Consider the following 17,082-nt stretch of genomic DNA (forward strand, 5'->3'; position numbering starts at 1 on the left):
TAAGCAGACTCTGCAGAAGATGCGATGCCATCAGTAAATAGTACAAAGCGAGATCCTGTCTTCATCGTATTGCCTGTCTGATCAAACCAATGGGGATGGAAGAGCGCATGGGCATGATGGAGCAGCGCATGAACATGATGCAAATGATGATGGAGCATAATGTTGAGGAGCAGAAATAACTGTCCTCCCTTTGATCGTCTATCATCAGGCTGTACCTGCCTGTGTACAGGGATCACAGCTAGATACCGAGCTGTATCTAGCTCGACCATTTACAGAAATGGAGAAATGTTATGTCTGAAACCATGCATGGTATGGAAATGTGGTCCATGGGACCATTAATGATGTTGGTGATGGCAGTCGTGGTGGTTGTGCCTTTTTGGTTTATCTTTTCTAAAGCAGGCCATTCGAAGTGGCTAAGCCTACTTATGGTGGTTCCACTCGTAAACTTAATTCTTTTGTATTTCCTTGCGTTTAGTAAGTGGCCGAACCTTGGGAATAGGAATATGTAAGAACACCTTCCTTATTACATCGCTATGTTTTTCCGCCATAAAATTGATCATACACCGAGCCTGATAAGTCCAAGGGCAGGGGGGTTATAAACATTCGAGACATGGCCTTAGAATGGCGCTACAGGTCTTTCTCCAATAACAATAACTGCGCCCAGTGTCACATTTATGGTAAATAAGTTTAGTGAGATTTTCGTATTTTTAAAATCAAGAAGTTAGCTGAAATCCTCAGTAACAGCCAGCAAAGCTGGCCAGCCGAATAAATTGGCTGCTACAAAGAACAAACCAAAACAACGCGCATCATGGCTGAAGTTCATACGTAATCAGGTGATAAGTAATGTATAGCTGAAATACCGGCTGTTCGGGCCGGATGATATTGTCAGCCGAAACAGACCGACCAGAGCAACAACCATGAACGACTAGGTTGGCAGCTAACGTCGGCTAAATCAGAGAATCGGTGTTGGAGCTAGGCACCTGAACCAGATCAAACCAGCCAAGTTCATCTGCACTTAATATCGGAGATAGGTTGTCAGTAACGTGGTGACCGCGTGTTTGCCGGGATAACGCCATTGGCAACAACAGTGCAGCGCGTATTTCGGGACGATTCAGAAAACCGAAATGTTTGGAGGAAATTGTTAAAAACCGCTGTAAAGTTATTAGTTTTTTCATATAAGCACCTGAAAAGTAAGAGTTTCACCATGGTGGAAAAATCCCATTTGAAACTGGAACTCACAAGAGGTTAAAAGCCCCTTTTCCTTCTTATACGCCACTTCGCATAATGTATATTATGTTAAATAGTCAGTATGTCACACTAGCTTCATGAGATACCAACTATCAGTAACTTAGGAATATCTCTTACCCACTTTCAGTTTGCAGTTTTGATAGTTAGATAACTTCATGAGATTTAGATACGGAGTCTAAAAAGGTCTATGCATAAACTGATGCTGCTTACTTAGTAAACTCGTACTGCTGGTAATGTGGTGACGGAGGCTTTGAATAATATTGTCAGTGACTTTAATTGGCCTGTTGCTGTGAAAGGATAAACTTAGACCGTGTTGGCCAAGTACCGTATCTGTTCCCAGTCACCGAGCCGCTCACGACTATCAACTACGGGTGGTCGCTCATCAATTGAACATGCTTTAAGAATGGGAGACAGCTTACTGTGAACGCCTTTACGATAGCGTCGACGATCTTTATGTAAATAGCGGTACAGCTGACCTCTCAATGCTTTATCTCTGGCTACATAGCTATAATCCATTCATGCCTGACAGCGTGGCCGATGCGTGTAGTAACTCCATTCCCAGGACAGTAATTTATCAACCTGCACCATAATCCCTAGTGCAATTTTGAACTTGGCCGCACTGGCTTGTAGCCGTATCTTTTTCGAGTTCACAGCCAATGGTTGAGCGATGCACCCCTATCTTTTGGGCAATCTGAGAAAATGAAAAACCTTCTTCAATGAAAACTGATGTTTGATATCGTTTCCCTTCGTCAACTGTTGATAACTCATGCTAATTAATAAGATCCGCTTCCATAAAGCCCAGCTGATGAGCTTAACGCTTGGATTTGATAACTCGTTATTATTTTCGGTGTTCCACCATGTATCTGAGTAAACTTTAACTTAGCTAAGTTCTGGTATATGAAAAATTTATGAGCCGTTAGTTTTGTGCAGCGCTGTCATTAACTTCGCTGGCCCAGTATAAACTCTCTGCTTGCGCACATATGCGCCGATTACAAAAAATGTCTTTCTGATGCTTTTCAGTGTCTTGCTTTACCTTTTAACTATCTAGCCTCCCTAATTTATATACTGAGCAATCTATCTGACTTAGATCATTCTGAAATAGCTAAAGCCACAGATGATAAATTAAAAATTAACCCCACTGATAGAAGATTATTAAGTTAATGCCGATAAATACAGTTATCGGCATTAACCATTTTTCTTAATGTCTTGAAGGTATAAATCCCTCTATGTTTTCGCATACGTTACAAGTTACTTATAAGGTATCTAAAACCATTTTAATCACTACAGATGTAGTTCCACATCGACTACAACATAGGCTGCTAGCTTGGGGGCTAGCACCAGAAAAAAACATAGGATAAAGCTCCTCTTCCCAGTATTTACCTGGAGCTTTGCTAAACCCTGCATTTTCATCTTTAAGCAAAAAATCATACAAAATTTTGCTGATATGCGAGCGCGGCGCCCTACTGTCTCTACTAAATTCATTCTTAACCCATCTTTCACTGACAGCTCTTTCCGCTAGCGACAGCATTTTGTTGGGGATCGTATTTGCAGCGTGCTTCTTACTCTTGGCAAAGCCTTTATGATAAAATAAATGAGCACTTTCAACCGCTTTGTGCGCAAAGTAGTAAACTTCAGCAACAGAAAAAATGTTTAGCAGTTGATTAACTATCTCTCTAGTTTTTAATTCTGCTGAAAATTCTACATTGAGCTCATCTGCTTTAACGTATATATATTGTAGGACTTCTTCTCGTGCTATTGTGAATAACAAGCTATGCACTTCACTTTCCCAGTAAGATTGGACACCATCTTTTAATTCATCATATAATTTATTGTAAATTTCACTAAGTTCTAAACGTTCTTCCCTGCCTAAGAACACGTTAGGGATCCATTGAATTTTACTTATATAAAAGGAATCTAAACCACCCTCTTCACTTTCAATAAATGCATCAACTTTAGAGTTGGGATCAATGATTATTATTTTAAGACTGTATAGCTCCATTATTAAATCTATATCCATCTTTTTAGTCGGAGTAAAAAGCCCTGACTTTGAAATGTCGTCAAGTGAAACTATAAAATCAAAGCTTTCATTTGTTTTTATTAAAAATAAAGTTAATAGTGTTAGCTTGTGGTTGAACTTTAAATCACAGTAACTTACTGGCTGATGGTTATTAGTAGAGTGTTGGATAACTATTTTATTGCGTGTTTCTACCTCTTTTGCAGAAGCTTGATCTCTTTCGATTTTTAAACATGACTCACAATCACAGGTCTGAGTACGATAGCCTTTATTTTTTAAGTATTCTTTATGATTGCATTCGTAGCACTGAGCGGGTGGTAAATTAAAGTTTGTAGCGCTTTTACTCTGTCGTTTTTTAAACATTGTAATGTCACAGTAGGGACAGTTTTTATCGAATTTTACTCTAGGCGGGAGTACATAAAGGAGTTTATTGGGATTAATATCTATTTTATAGTCATGTGTTAATAGTGAGTTTTTCTCACCATTAAGGTATCTTATATAAAGTTCTTCTATCTCATCAAGTGATAGATGCTTTATCTCTTCAGCTATTTTAATGTCATGCTTGGTATTTGTGCTCATAATCTAATCTCGATGTGATGTTTTGTGTCTTCTCGCTACTAAAAGATACAGCCGTCTCTACTGCAGAAAGTAGATATGTCCAGACTTAGTACTGAAAATGGCAATATGCTGAGTACTGAGTGAAATGAGAGTTATATCCCGTGGAATTATAGGCGTCATGACGTGATAGTTCTACCTTTTAGGTAGAGCTTATGCGAGATCAGAGGTTGGTGGAGTTTGGTAACAGAGTGCGGAAGATAAGAAAAGATCGGGGGCTCTCCCAAGAAGCATTTGCTGCTTTAGCTGATATTGATAGAAGTTATATGGGGCACATAGAACGCGGAGAAAAAAATATTACGCTAACCAAAATATATCAGATATCAGGTGCGCTCAGTGTTGATGTTACGGAGTTATTCCAAAAAAACGACCCTTCGTAACTAGTGTAACCACTTGATTTAAATATCTTCTGCCCTATCGGTCTATAAGTAAGAGCCTATAAGTTATTCAGAGTTGCTGCCAGTATCTTCAGCGAAGAGGACTTCAGTGTGCCGGTTTGCCGCTGCCATAAAACACAAAAACCATATCGAACAAGTTCGTCCACGACGAGAACAAGAGCAAAACCGTTCCTAAAAGTCCCTTTTACAAAAACGGCCTGACTTCTAGTCTTAAGCTTTTTCTGGGCAATGTTTATCTCTTGTAACGTTTTGGCCTGGTAGCTGAGCACTCCCCTTCTGCGTTTGCCGCAAATCTATAACACGTAGGCCTGGCTCGACCGCCTAGCCGACGCACTTCATTCTGCACAAATAGGCTATATCTCTCACATTTCTTACATAAAATTCATTTGAGCCTTCCCATGTGACACAATGCTTTAAAGACTGTGCACGGAGATAACGCAGCCATGACAAAAATAAATAAGTCAGCTCTTACTGAAGCGGACATAATTACTAAGTTTATTCTGCCTGCTGTTAAGCAAGCTGGCTGGAATAACATGACGCAAATTCGTCAAGAGGTGAAACTGCGGGATGGTAAGGTAATTGTGCGTGGGCAGATGGCTGCACGAAAGCGGGTTAAATCAGCAGATATCGTTCTCTATCATAAACCTAATATTCCTCTTGCTGTGATTGAAGCGAAAGCTAACAAGCATGAGATAGGCAAAGGTATGCAGCAAGCGCTGGACTATGCAGGCTTGCTACAAGTGCCCTTCGTGTTTGCTTCTAATGGTGACGGCTTCATCTTTCACGATAAAACCAACTCCGTGCAGCTTGAAACTGAAATTAGCCTTGAAGACTTCCCTACCCCTGGTCAGTTGTGGGACAAATACTGCACTTGGAAAGGCTACACCTCTGCCCAGCTCCCCATTATCACGCAGGACTACCATGATGATGGTAGCGGTAAGACCCCCCGTTACTACCAGCTTCAAGCAATCAACAAATCCATAGAAGCTATCGCTCGTGGTCAAGAGCGCATTTTGTTGGTGATGGCGACCGGCACCGGTAAAACCTACACCGCCTTTCAGATTATTTGGCGACTGTGGAAGGCACGCAAGAAGAAACGCATTCTGTTCTTAGCCGACCGCAATATCTTGGTTGACCAAACTAAAGACAATGACTTCCAGCCGTTCGGCACCGCTATGACCAAGATATCAGGCCGTAAGGTAGACCCTGCTTTTGAGATTCAGCTTGGTTTATATCAAGCACTCACTGGACCCGAAGAGCATCAAAAAGCTTTTAAACAGGTCGCTCCAGACTTCTTTGACCTGATTATCATAGATGAGTGTCACCGTGGCAGTGCATCAGAAGAAAGTGCGTGGCGTGAAATACTCGAATACTTTAGTAGTGCCACACAGATAGGTTTAACTGCTACCCCAAAGGAAACTGACGAAGTTTCTAACGCTGAATATTTTGGTGAGCCTCTTTACACCTACTCATTGAAAGAAGGCATAGAAGACGGTTTTCTTGCTCCTTACAAAGTGGTGCGTGTAGATTTAGATATCGACCTACAAGGCTGGCGTCCAACTAAAGGGCAAGTCGATAAGTATGGCGAGCTAATAGAAGACCGTATTTATAACCAAAAAGATTTTGACCGAACTATGGTCATCGACGAACGCACCCAAGTCGTAGCTCAAACTATCACTAAATATCTTGAAAGCACCGATCCTATGGCCAAGACCATAGTGTTCTGCAATGACATTGACCATGCAGACAGAATGCGCCGTGCTTTGATTAACTGTAATCCTGAACAGTATAAAAAGAATGATAAGTATGTGATGAAAATTACTGGGGATGATGAAGAAGGCAAAGGCCAGCTTGATAACTTCATCAACCCCAAACGTGCTTATCCGGTGATAGCGACTACATCTGAATTGATGAGCACAGGCGTTGATGCACAGACCTGTAAGCTCATTGTGCTCGACCAAAACATTAAGTCGATGACCAAGTTTAAGCAGATTATTGGCCGTGGCACTCGTATTAACGATAAGTATGGAAAGCTGTGGTTTACCATTCTCGACTTCAAAAAAGCCACAGAGCTGTTTGCTGATGAGCGCTTTGACGGCATACCAGAACGAGTCATGGTTGTAGACCCAGAAGACATTGATGCCGAAGAAGTGATAAACGGTGAGTCCACTGATGACTTGGACACTACCGGTAAAGACGGTGAAGACCTGTCAGGCAACAGTGATGAAGACCCTATCTTCCCACCTAATGATGATAGTGGAGCACTGCCAACAGACGATGGTGATGGCGTGCGGAAATACTATGTAAAAGGCGTGCCCGTAAAAGCCATTGCCCAGCGTGTGCAGTATTACGATGCTGACGGTAAGTTGGTCACGGAATCTTTCCAAGACTACACCCGCAAGACCTTTGCCAAGCAGTTCGCCAGTATGGATGACTTCACTAAACGCTGGAATGAGTCAGACCGTAAGCAAGCCATCATTGATGAGCTGGCAAACGAAGGGATTATCTGGGAAGTGCTGCAAGAAGAGATAGGCAAGGATTTAGATCCTTTCGACCTTATCTGTCATGTAGTTTATGATCAGCCGCCACTCACACGCAAAGAGCGTGCTAATCAGGTTAAGAAACGTAACTACTTCACCAAGTATTCTGAGACAGCACAGACAGTGCTAAACACGCTGCTAGACAAGTATGCGGACGAAGGCCTACAAGAACTGGAAGGTATGGACGTGCTTAAGGTGCAGCCGTTTAATCAAATTGGCAACCTCATGGAAATCGTAAATGGCGGCTTTGGTGGCAAAGAGCAATATCAGCAGGCCATTAGTGAGCTAGAAGCAGAGATTTACAAGCTGCCAGAGCAAAAACAGGCTTAATCAACTCAATCACTCTCGTCTTTATACAAGCTCCTGTAGGGGCTTGTTTTATCTGTATAGCAAGTTACAAAGAGAAACTTTATGTCTATTAGTTCCGTTATCAAGTCAATCCAAGACATTATGCGCCAAGATGCCGGTGTAGATGGTGATGCACAGCGCTTAGGCCAATTATCTTGGCTGCTATTCCTTAAGGTGTTTGATGCACAGGAAGAGGCGTTAGAGTTTGAACAGGATAACTATCAGACTCCCATTCCAGAACGCTACTTGTGGCGTAATTGGGCTGCTAACCCAGAAGGGATGACGGGTGACGAGCTATTAGACTTTGTGAACAACGAAATTTTTGAGGTGCTGAAAAACTTAACTGCACCCGTCGATACAAACCCCCGTGGCTTTGTGGTGCGCCAAGCGTTAAGTGATGCCTTCAACTACATGAAAAACGGCACCCTGTTGCGTCAGGTTATTAACAAGCTTAATGATATCGACTTCTCTAGCTCAAGCGAACGCCATATGTTTGGTGATATCTATGAGCAGCTGCTGCGTGATTTACAGAGCGCCGGTAATGCCGGTGAGTTCTATACGCCTCGTGCAGTTACACGATTCATCGTTGACCGTGTAGACCCTAAATTGGGCGACCGCATTATGGACCCAGCATGTGGCACGGGTGGCTTTTTAACCTGCTCATTTGAGCATGTGAAGAACAATTATGTAAAAAGCAGTGAAGATCACCAGATATTACAGAAGCAGATTTTTGGTTTTGAGAAGAAACAGCTACCACACTTGCTGTGCACCACTAATATGCTGTTACATGGCATAGAAGTGCCTGTGCAAATCCGCCACGACAACACCTTAAGTAAGCCGTTATCGAGCTGGGATAGTGACATTGATGTCATTGTTACCAACCCTCCTTTTGGTGGCACGGAAGAAGCAGGTATTGAGACAAACTTCCCTACTGACTTACGAACTCGTGAGACTGCTGACCTGTTCCTACAGCTGATAGTGGAAGTGCTCGCAGATAAGGGACGTGCAGCCGTAGTGCTACCTGACGGAACGCTGTTTGGCGAGGGTGTGAAAACCAAGCTCAAGAAGATGCTGACCGAAGAATGTAACTTACACACCATAGTCCGCTTACCTAACGGCGTGTTTAATCCCTATACCGGCATTAAAACTAACTTGCTGTTCTTCACCAAGGGCAAGCCCACTAAAGACGTTTGGTTCTACGAGCACCCCTACCCTGCTGGCGTGAAAAACTATAGCAAGACCAAGCCCATGAAATTTGAAGAGTTTCAGGCTGAGATTGACTGGTGGGGAACGGAAGAAGACGACTTTGCTGCACGAGTTGAAAACGAGCAGGCTTGGAAAGTCAGCATTGAGGATGTGATAGCTCGCAACTTCAACCTCGATATCAAGAACCCGCATGTAGGCGAAGTGATCAGCCACGATCCCGACGAGCTACTGGTCGACTATAGCCAACAGCAGCAAAGCATTACCGAGCTGCGTAATCAGCTTAAAGGCGTGCTAGGCAAAGCCTTGGCTGGCGAGGAAGTTAGTCAGGAGGAAATGTCAGCATGAGCCAAGCACAGCAACTGATTACTGAGCATATTGATATTTGGACAAGCGCTATTGTAGCCAAGTCTGGCGTAGGCCGTGGTAGTAGCAAAAAGCGTGAGCTGTATGGCATCAAGAAACTGCGCGATCTGATTCTTGAGTTAGCAGTGCGTGGCAAGCTAGTGCCGCAAGACCCTACAGATGAACCTGCTTCTGTGCTGCTGGAGCGCATTAGTGATGAGGCAACTGAGTTAGTTAAAGCAAAAAAAATTAAAAAGCCCAAGATTCTGCCCCAAATTACTGATGACGAAAAACCATTCGTTTTACCAGCTGGATGGGAGTGGGAGAGACTGCCTAGTTGTTACTACATAGTCGGAAGTAAAATTAATCAAATACAGACAAAAGAATATTTAGAATTAGGTTCTTATCTGGTCGTAGATCAAGGACAAAAATTTATTGCTGGATACTGTGACGACAAATCTAAAGTTCTAGAAATAGAACGGCCAGTTATTGTCTTTGGCGATCATACCAAAAACATAAAATTTATTGACTTCAATTTCGTTATCGGTGCAGATGGTGTCAAGGTTCTTTGTCCATACTCGGAGCTATCCACAAGGTTTCTTTATCAAGTTATCAAATCATATGATTTAGCCGATAGAGGATACGCTCGTCATTTCAAAGTTCTGAACGAAAAATTAGCTCCCTTACCTCCTTTAGCAGAACAACACCGCATCGTTGCCAAAGTAGACGAGCTAATGCTGCTGTGTGACCAACTGGAGCAACAGACCGAAGCCAGTATTGATGCTCATGCAACCTTGGTAGAAGTGCTGCTATCGACTCTGACCGACAGCGCTGATGCCGATGAACTAGCGCAGAATTGGGCTAGAATCGCCGAGCACTTCGATACCCTGTTCACCACAGAGCAGAGCATAGATGCGCTCAAACAGACCATACTGCAACTAGCCGTCATGGGTAAGCTGGTGCCACAGAACCCGGATGATGAACCGGCCTCCGTGCTGCTGGACAAGATCGCCGCCGAGAAGGCGAAACTGGTCGAAGAGAAGAAGATCAAGAAACAAAAGCCACTTTCGATGATAGAAGACAACGAGAAACCATATGATGTGCCAGGTAATTGGGCTTGGTGCAGAATAGGCAATGCATCTATCTCTACTGATTATGGTTTATCGTCAAAAACTAGTAATGACGATAATGGGGTTCCCGTATTAAAGATGGGTGACATCCAAGCAAGTAAAGTTATCACTGGCGGTCAGGGGACTGTATCTAAAGAAACAGAAGGTCTTCCGTATCTGTATCTGGAGTCACGTGACCTTTTGTATAATCGAACAAATAGCGTTGAACTCGTAGGGAAAACTGGAATATTTACAGGTAATAATGATGATTACTCATTTGCATCATACTTAATTAGAATTAGGACCTTAAAGAATAGTGTATTGCCTGAATTTATCAATATTAACATGGCATCGCCCGACTTTAGAAAAAATCAAATAATGCCACATATAAAGCAACAGTGTGGGCAAGCCAATGTGAATGGCACCATCATGAAAAACATGTTGATTGCACTAGCCCCAGAAAGCGAGCAGCATCGCATCGTAGCTAAAGTAGATGAGCTATTCGAAATCTGCGACAAACTCAAGGACAAGTTACAACAGTCCCAGCAGACACAGGTTCATCTTACTGACGCACTTGTTGACAGCGCACTAGCGTAAACAAACAAGCCCCGCTATTTAGACGGGGCTTTTTCAGCTCTATAGGACCTATTGTAATGAACCGCCCCGCCTCGATGTGGCTTAGACCTCTAGTCTCTGATAAGCAGAGTTAAGACTTCAACTTGCTTAAAAACTGTGCTCCAGATTGCAAAGGCTCGTCCTCTTTAAACTGTTTTAATAACATATAGTATGTCTTCAAAGCAGTTACGCACTCTCAGAACAGAATCAAGCAACCTCTGGGTCCACTGAATGCCACATTATCTCAAGAGTGCCAGCTGTTTTTTGAGTCTACGCTTTCAAACCTAGGCGTGGCGCGTTTTATATGAGGAAGTCACTAAGGTCTCATCAGTAACTAATTTGCTAGTTGCACCCTATACTGGGCTGCAGTTTATCCGCTTGGATATTAGCGCTCGGTGCCCAACATCATAGGCTATGGTACCATATGGCTATGAATTAGTATTCAGCCTGCTAGCCGTATTTCCGCCTGTGGAGCATGCCTGTTATTACTGCCAGTGATATTGCTACGATTTTAGATCGAAGGGATTAAAGATGATTAGAAGATTCCGGCTTGAGCAGAAATCTTATTATGAGAAGCTGGTGATAGCTCAACTTTTGTCAGATATGCTGGACAGGTTTCTAAGTGGGCGCTCTGTCCCTTTATTGATTGGTGCCGAGCAAGGCGGCATTGCTGAATGGGATGACGTTGTAATTCAGCATGATGCTGACCATTGGGAACATTTACAGATCAAGCGGCAATCAACTCCATTTTGCGAAAAGCACGTAGATAAAGCCGACTATCTCAGATCATATAAACCCCGTAAAAAAGGAAAAAATCCTGCGTCTTCATCTGAAGTTGAGAGTACTACGCTAGAGTCCGGCGCTCTGCCGGCCGACAATCATTTTGATTCAGAGCTTGATAAGGCGATAAAGAGTCTTGCGGCTTGGTATCATTCAAATGACGCAAAAAACTCTCCAAAGCGAGCCTTCTCTCTAACTCTGGTTGGACTTGACGTTGCTATTAAGGGCAAAGGCAAAGAAGTTATTAGGATTAATCATCTGCATGAGTTCTGTGACCTCTGTCGGCAGGATGGTATTAACCTCGCCGCCTTTGAAGAGCGTGACGACAAGCCGACTCAGCTGGTCTACAAATGGCTCACCACTTGGTGTGGCTTTAGCGATTGGAAGCATGTTCAGGAAACTATGCGGCTGCTTACGGTAAAGGCTATCGGAGATGAGTCAACGTTGAAAGCGCGAGCCCACGAGTCGCTTGGACGGCATTTCATCGAACCGCAGCGAACTTTGGATCTGCTACTTGTTTACATCTCTGAGAACACTACTGACGTTTCCGCGATAGGCTGTCATGCCGCTGCGAGTCATCTCCAAGCAATGCTTCGGCCGGATGCCGAGACTTGGACGCAGTATTTGACTAATCCTGCCCCTGAACAAGGGTGGACTGTAGCAGGCACACACAATCTGAGCGCTAAGCCTACCTTTCAACCTGCCCATGCAGCCTCGGAGGTGGTGAGTCATCACTGGGGCGCATCCACTCAAAACAGAAAGCTCCGCCTCTACGCCAAGTACTCTCCTCCTGTCCCGAACACAGTTGCGCTCCCCTCCGCCATCCTTCGCCTGGCTTTACACCTGAAGAGCGGCAGCCACTGTTTACTCCTTGGCGAGCAGGTCTGGCGTCTGGGTGCCGAGAATGAGCTCGGTAGAACGCTCGGTGTTGGAGAGCTGGATCTTGATGACCTACCATGGATTGAGAACCCAGAGGGGCTTTCCTGTTCGCTCGGGAGACCGCTCACCACGCTCCTCTGTGCTAGAAAAGAATCGGCTGCTCTCCACTCTGCCATGAATGATCTCGTGTGGGAGCAATTACAGCGTTGCGTCGCAGCCAAACTGAACACGATCGCCGATAGCGATCTGATGGCCGCAATGGATTCAAAATGGCAAGGCTGGGTTACTGAGTTGACAGCAGATCAGACAGCACGACAGCTGCTGTTAGAACAAATGATGTACCCGCAAGCGGAAGGTATTGATGCTAAACAAGCCTTACGTATTGGACCTCGTACTGTGGAACTGTTGGAAACCGCAATTATCATGCAATTGTTAGTGTGCGTCGGTATAGGCGTAGACGATGCAAACTGGCGTTCGATTCCTGAATTTGGTGGCGTGCTTACTATCGCCTTGCACAGTTGGTCTGGTGTCCCTGGTGATAACTACGGTGTTCGCCCGCTCAGTGATGACAACCTAATGTCTGTGCTTGGCCCTTCCCCTGCGCCGCTTGTCATTCTGTCAGGCGTCGAGGCCTCTCCTACCTCTCTGCTTGATTCAGGAATGGCTGATGACTCAGAAGCAGGCAACAGCATGGCAGCACAGCGTCAACCACGTCTGCTGGTCACGCGTTTCAGACTTTTGAAGCAGTTGAGAACGGGAACATTGGCCGACTTGAAAAGCAAATATCAACATCATTTGAATGACTGGCGTATGACACGCACAGCGGCAATGAAAGATAACGGGAAAGGATACTGAAAATGCTGACACTCCACCAAGTTGCTAACGGAATAATCCGCCGTGCTGAAGGTAGATACGACGTACTATCTGCAGAGACCGTAGGGCTCTTATTACCAGAGGCTGAGCATGCATCTTGCTTCTTCAGGCTAAAGCGTTCCGGTATCAAGGAAGCCGGTTGGCGAACTATTTTGCTGATTGAGCTTCCAATATCATCTGTTCAAGCGGCTTTTCACTGGGCTGCGGACGTCCGAGACGTTTTACCCGAACCAGAGACGGCAGACCTCTACATGTTTTTGATGATCAGTAATATCACCGATAATCAGGCCACTCGAATAGAGACGGACGACCGTTTTTGCCGAAAAATGGTGGTTCGCGAGTCCGAAGAAGTTATGGATTTCCTAGACCGCACGTTCTTGGCTGCGCTTGACCCACCTGGAGATATAGAAACGTTCAACGACCCCCTCTTATCAGCTTTGGCCGAGCTTTCAGCTGCGCATCCATGGGTGTCTCCGCACATAATCGACTGGAAAAATCAGCTTCTGTCCACTAATACCGGCGCAGACGTGGTGCAAACCTTAAAAGCTTCGTTAAGCTATAGCGAGGAGCAATAATGAGCAAGCTGGAGTCCATCACCCTTTCGAACCTTCGCAAGTTCGGGCCTGAAGTAACTATCGAGTTGAGCCCTGGGGCTACTATCCTTCTTGCACCGAATGGTACTGGAAAAACTACCGTGTTCGAGGCCATCGAATTTGGCCTTACTGGAAAAATCGCTCGCCTCCGTGGCGACATTTCCCATGTCATTCGTGATAATGAAGCTGCCGCCAAAGTCAGTCTGGATTTTGCCAATCTTACCGCGACATCTCAGGTCACCTCAACAGGTAAGGTGACTCAGGAAGGAGACCTGAGCGCCGTTTTCCCCGGCATCTCTGCAACTGACATTCCTTTCTTGCTACGCCTCACGCATCTTCTGGATCAAAGGGAGAATGGATGGTTAGTCAAGGCTGAAGAGAAGGATGCGGGCTCTCAACTAGCGCGATTACCTATAGGTCGGGATGGATCTCGAGCTCGAGCGACGCTGTCTACTGTTCGACGTTCGCTAACTGAACAAAAAGCCCGTGAAGTGGAGTCGTTGAACGTTTATGAGGGTGATCTTAACGAATGGGATGGCCTAATTCAGGAGCGTGACATTGCCGCCGCCGGCTCAATCGACGCCTTACGTCCGCGGGATCACATTGCCAAATTAATTTCCGATGCAGCAGCCCAAACTCAAAGCTTAGATAAGATTCCTCCTGGCTTACTCACTGAACCTGTGGGTCAAGAAGCGTTATCTATTGCACATTCAGCTCTGTCCGAGATATTACAAACCAAGGCCGAACATATTCGGAAGCAGATATCAGGCCTGACCGAGGTGGACAATTTAGTTGAAGCCTTCGGTACCGCACAGACTCAGTTAGAAAAACTTAATAGCGAACTGGTATCTGCAAGCGAGATTTTTAATGCACATGAAAAAAAGAAAGCCGAAAGCGCAGCCTCTATTCAGCAACACCAGGCCAGCGTTCTTCTTGCCCAAAACCAACTTATCTATGTTGTACAAGAACTTGAGCGCCTGGTAAGTAAAGCCACGGCTAGAAAGCAGATAGATCACCGCAACGAAGCGTTGACTGATGCTGCGACCGCAGTCCGACAGGCAGAAGAAAAATTCAAGGCGCTGCGAGAGCAGCATGAACGCAATCAGCAGGTTCGAAATAAACACGCGCAAATCAACGATTCGCTTCTACTCCTCGCTCAATCTGAGCAGCACCTGCACGAAGGTCAGCACTCTGTTATCGAGTGGGATGCTACTGAAGAACGGTTCAGGAAAAACACTCAAGAGATAAACATTCGTCAAAAGGTGCTAGAACATTTGAACATTGAGCTGAAAGAGAAGCTCTCTGCGCATGAAACTTTTAAAATCGCCGAGGCTACTGCTCGAGCTAATTACCAAGTACTGAGTTCTTCAGCCGATGCGATTCGCCAGGCCGTGGCTTCCATTGCAGAACATCTATCCTCGGACCAAGATAACTGCCCGCTCTGCTTGGAATCTCATGGCGCAGTCGCGCTACAGGCACGTGTAGCTAAAGCTCTGCAGGCCATCGATCCGAATCTCACATCAGCTGAGCAGCAATTAAGAACTGCTGCGGAAGCGCTGGCTGTCAGTGAGGCCGCAGTTTCATCCGCTCGGGAGGCTATACAAGCTTGCCAGACGGAGCTGACGTCTTTAAACACGCATAGCCAGATGTTGGATCAGAAAATTTTAGTGTTCCGCACCGACCCGATCTTGGCGAGTGACTCCGTGTCAATGGCGAAGGAGTCGCTCAAACTTCTGTTGGACGGGATCGCAGTAGATAAACAGAGCCTGGTTGACCAACAGTCGGTCCTTGAGCTGGTTGTCCCAGAGGCGTTTGAGCAGGCTAAGCAGGCCTACGATAATGCTGTACGAGCCCTCGACGAGGCTCGTTTGCATGAGAGCGAAGCCGCAATTCGGCTTGATCATGCAGTCACCACGTTAACCACCCTTACCACCGGTGCGCCGCTGCTCCAAACGCTCGAGCAATTAACCACGGAAAAAGCCCAACTCGATCAGCGGGTCAGCGACCTTAACGGCAACGTTGAGTCTCTACAGTCAGTGTTGGACACCCAACAGCACCAACAACTGGAGTTCACAAGCGCTATCCAACGCATTGAAGAAGAGATAGATAGGACTCAATCTAAACTCTCCCTGCTTCGTTCAAGGTGGCAAGAACTTGCGCTGCCAGGCGTGCCCCTCGCCGAGGTAGCTCAGGCCCGATTCACGGAATTACATATCGCTATGGCCAACCTGGAGAGTTACGCTCTGAAACTAGAAGGTGTTGGGGTGGAGATTTCCGCATGGGCTAAGCTAAATGAGTCGCACCTAGCTCAACGGCTTATTGATGCGCAGCGCCTTGAACGTTCTGAAGGAGCCTTCTCGACGCTGCTCAATGACCGTGTCATCAATGCTCGAACCAATCTGTCACGATTGTCAAAGCTTTCGGAAGCAATGGATACACTAGATAGCTCCCTGAAGCGAGAAATTGACAATGTTCAAAAACATGTGGGTAGTGTCGTTCCGCGCTGGCAGACACTGCTGAAGCGAGTTGTGCGAGATCCTAGGTTTCACCAGACTAGTTTGAAACTTTTCAGTGCGTACAACAAGGAACGGGCCGGTGTTTCTGTGCCTCTCGCTGGCAAATCAGTAGCGGTACCAGATGTTGCTAGTGAAGCGCAACTGACTGATTTGCAGCTGACCTTCTTGCTTTCAATGGCCATGAGTCATCAATGGTCGCCGTGGAAAGCTCTGCTACTGGATGATCCGACACAACATCACGATTTGGTGCACGCGTCCGCTGTTTTCGATGTACTGCGCGACTATATCGTCGATCACGGTTTCCAAGTCGTCATCGCCACCCACGACGCTCTGCAAGCTCGTTATTTCTTGCGGAAGCTGCAAAATGACGGGATAGACGCGAAGATATGGACTCTTGTTCCGACTGAGCATGGAGTTTCGGCTGAGGAAGACTACGGGAAGCAACGCGTCAGGTGAACCATTTTTCAGGTTGTTATCGCCTACTTGTTACAAGCAATGCAACTAAAGCGGTGTGGAGCTATAGAAAAAATGACGCTAGTCTTAAATACATTGTTTACTAAGTCAGACCAGAGGTAACAATTTCTATTACACTGAGCGTCCTTAACTCTGAGGCAGACGAACAGACATACCGAGTCAGCAGCTGCAGACTCCTGCCTTAGTGATATACGGCCATTATATTTAATGACCGTATATCACTATCGGTAACTAGCGTTATGGTAAAAAGCGCCCCTCCTACAGCTAGGGGAGAAGTATCAGTCGCTATATTTTTCAAAGTACTATACTGCCAAAGCTTGTCCATCGTTTTAGGGCAGGAGAATACTTTGCTTAATATTTATCTTTTGGCGGTCTTACGTAAACTTTCGAGTTTTTCCCAGAATTAAGCGATGATAATTTTACGTAGACATGCAAGATTTGGCTATAAAGCGACCGATTTTAAAGTGTGCTCCCGCCCTGCTCATAGTTCAGATCACTTAGAGAAAGTTCCATCGCTAATAGATCGCGAGCT

General features: G+C 45.3%; 10 protein-coding genes. 8 read left to right on the forward strand and 2 right to left on the reverse strand.

Annotation, left to right across the window (positions count from 1 at the left end; translation table 11 throughout):
- The first annotated feature begins 290 nt into the window (after positions 1-290).
- Positions 291-509 (forward strand): hypothetical protein, encoded by a 219-nt coding sequence (locus tag R0134_RS07565; protein ID WP_319784181.1) that lies wholly within the window; start codon positions 291-293, stop codon positions 507-509.
- 438 nt (positions 510-947) lie between these two features.
- On the opposite strand, the gene R0134_RS07570 is transcribed toward R0134_RS07565, so the two are convergent.
- Positions 948-1,175 carry a hypothetical protein gene (locus tag R0134_RS07570; protein ID WP_319784182.1) on the reverse strand — a complete coding sequence of 76 codons (228 nt, stop codon included), beginning with the start codon at positions 1,173-1,175 and terminating at the stop codon, positions 948-950.
- Positions 1,176-2,500: 1,325 nt separating this feature from the next.
- On the reverse strand, positions 2,501-3,841 hold the full coding sequence (locus R0134_RS07580; protein ID WP_319784183.1) for a hypothetical protein: 1,341 nt from the start codon (positions 3,839-3,841) through the stop codon (positions 2,501-2,503).
- Positions 3,842-4,032: 191 nt separating this feature from the next.
- Here R0134_RS07580 and R0134_RS07585 point away from each other — a divergent pair, with 191 nt between their 5' ends.
- The 7 genes from R0134_RS07585 to R0134_RS07615 all read left to right on the forward strand — a co-directional run bounded on the left by R0134_RS07585 (position 4,033) and on the right by R0134_RS07615 (position 16,532).
- Positions 4,033-4,257: a helix-turn-helix transcriptional regulator gene (locus R0134_RS07585; protein WP_319784184.1), complete on the forward strand. Its 225-nt coding sequence runs from the start codon at positions 4,033-4,035 to the stop codon at positions 4,255-4,257.
- 461 nt (positions 4,258-4,718) lie between these two features.
- Positions 4,719-7,145 (forward strand): EcoAI/FtnUII family type I restriction enzme subunit R, encoded by a 2,427-nt coding sequence (gene hsdR / locus R0134_RS07590; RefSeq protein WP_319784185.1) that lies wholly within the window; start codon positions 4,719-4,721, stop codon positions 7,143-7,145.
- Between the two features lie 81 nt (positions 7,146-7,226).
- A complete protein-coding gene (locus R0134_RS07595; RefSeq protein ID WP_319784186.1) occupies positions 7,227-8,714 on the forward strand; it encodes an N-6 DNA methylase in 1,488 nt (495 codons plus the stop codon).
- The gene (locus R0134_RS07600; RefSeq protein ID WP_319784187.1) at positions 8,711-10,417 is read left to right on the forward strand and encodes a restriction endonuclease subunit S; all 1,707 of its coding nucleotides are present in this window, start codon (positions 8,711-8,713) and stop codon (positions 10,415-10,417) included. Before R0134_RS07595 ends, R0134_RS07600 begins: the two co-directional genes overlap by 4 nt.
- A 549-nt stretch (positions 10,418-10,966) precedes the next feature.
- On the forward strand, positions 10,967-12,949 hold the full coding sequence (locus tag R0134_RS07605) for an ABC-three component system protein (RefSeq protein ID WP_319784188.1): 1,983 nt from the start codon (positions 10,967-10,969) through the stop codon (positions 12,947-12,949).
- A 2-nt stretch (positions 12,950-12,951) separates the two neighbouring features.
- Positions 12,952-13,542: an ABC-three component system middle component 1 gene (locus R0134_RS07610; protein WP_319784189.1), complete on the forward strand. Its 591-nt coding sequence runs from the start codon at positions 12,952-12,954 to the stop codon at positions 13,540-13,542.
- Positions 13,542-16,532, forward strand: coding sequence for an AAA family ATPase (locus R0134_RS07615; RefSeq protein WP_319784190.1), 2,991 nt, complete (start codon positions 13,542-13,544; stop codon positions 16,530-16,532). Before R0134_RS07610 ends, R0134_RS07615 begins: the two co-directional genes overlap by 1 nt.
- Positions 16,533-17,082 lie beyond the last annotated feature (550 nt).

The sequence above is a fragment of the Oceanisphaera sp. IT1-181 genome, from assembly GCF_033807535.1.
Lineage (GTDB): Bacteria > Pseudomonadota > Gammaproteobacteria > Enterobacterales > Aeromonadaceae > Oceanimonas.

Bases quoted from the DNA above. Each gene is read 5' to 3' on its own strand.
- R0134_RS07565 (WP_319784181.1), top strand. From the start codon at position 291: ATGTCTGAAACCATGCATGGTATGGAAATGTGGTCCATGGGACCATTA.
- R0134_RS07570 (WP_319784182.1), bottom strand. From the start codon at position 1,175: ATGAAAAAACTAATAACTTTACAGCGGTTTTTAACAATTTCCTCCAAA.
- R0134_RS07580 (WP_319784183.1), bottom strand. From the start codon at position 3,841: ATGAGCACAAATACCAAGCATGACATTAAAATAGCTGAAGAGATAAAG.
- R0134_RS07585 (WP_319784184.1), top strand. From the start codon at position 4,033: ATGCGAGATCAGAGGTTGGTGGAGTTTGGTAACAGAGTGCGGAAGATA.
- hsdR (WP_319784185.1), top strand. From the start codon at position 4,719: ATGACAAAAATAAATAAGTCAGCTCTTACTGAAGCGGACATAATTACT.
- R0134_RS07595 (WP_319784186.1), top strand. From the start codon at position 7,227: ATGTCTATTAGTTCCGTTATCAAGTCAATCCAAGACATTATGCGCCAA.
- R0134_RS07600 (WP_319784187.1), top strand. From the start codon at position 8,711: ATGAGCCAAGCACAGCAACTGATTACTGAGCATATTGATATTTGGACA.
- R0134_RS07605 (WP_319784188.1), top strand. From the start codon at position 10,967: ATGATTAGAAGATTCCGGCTTGAGCAGAAATCTTATTATGAGAAGCTG.
- R0134_RS07610 (WP_319784189.1), top strand. From the start codon at position 12,952: ATGCTGACACTCCACCAAGTTGCTAACGGAATAATCCGCCGTGCTGAA.
- R0134_RS07615 (WP_319784190.1), top strand. From the start codon at position 13,542: ATGAGCAAGCTGGAGTCCATCACCCTTTCGAACCTTCGCAAGTTCGGG.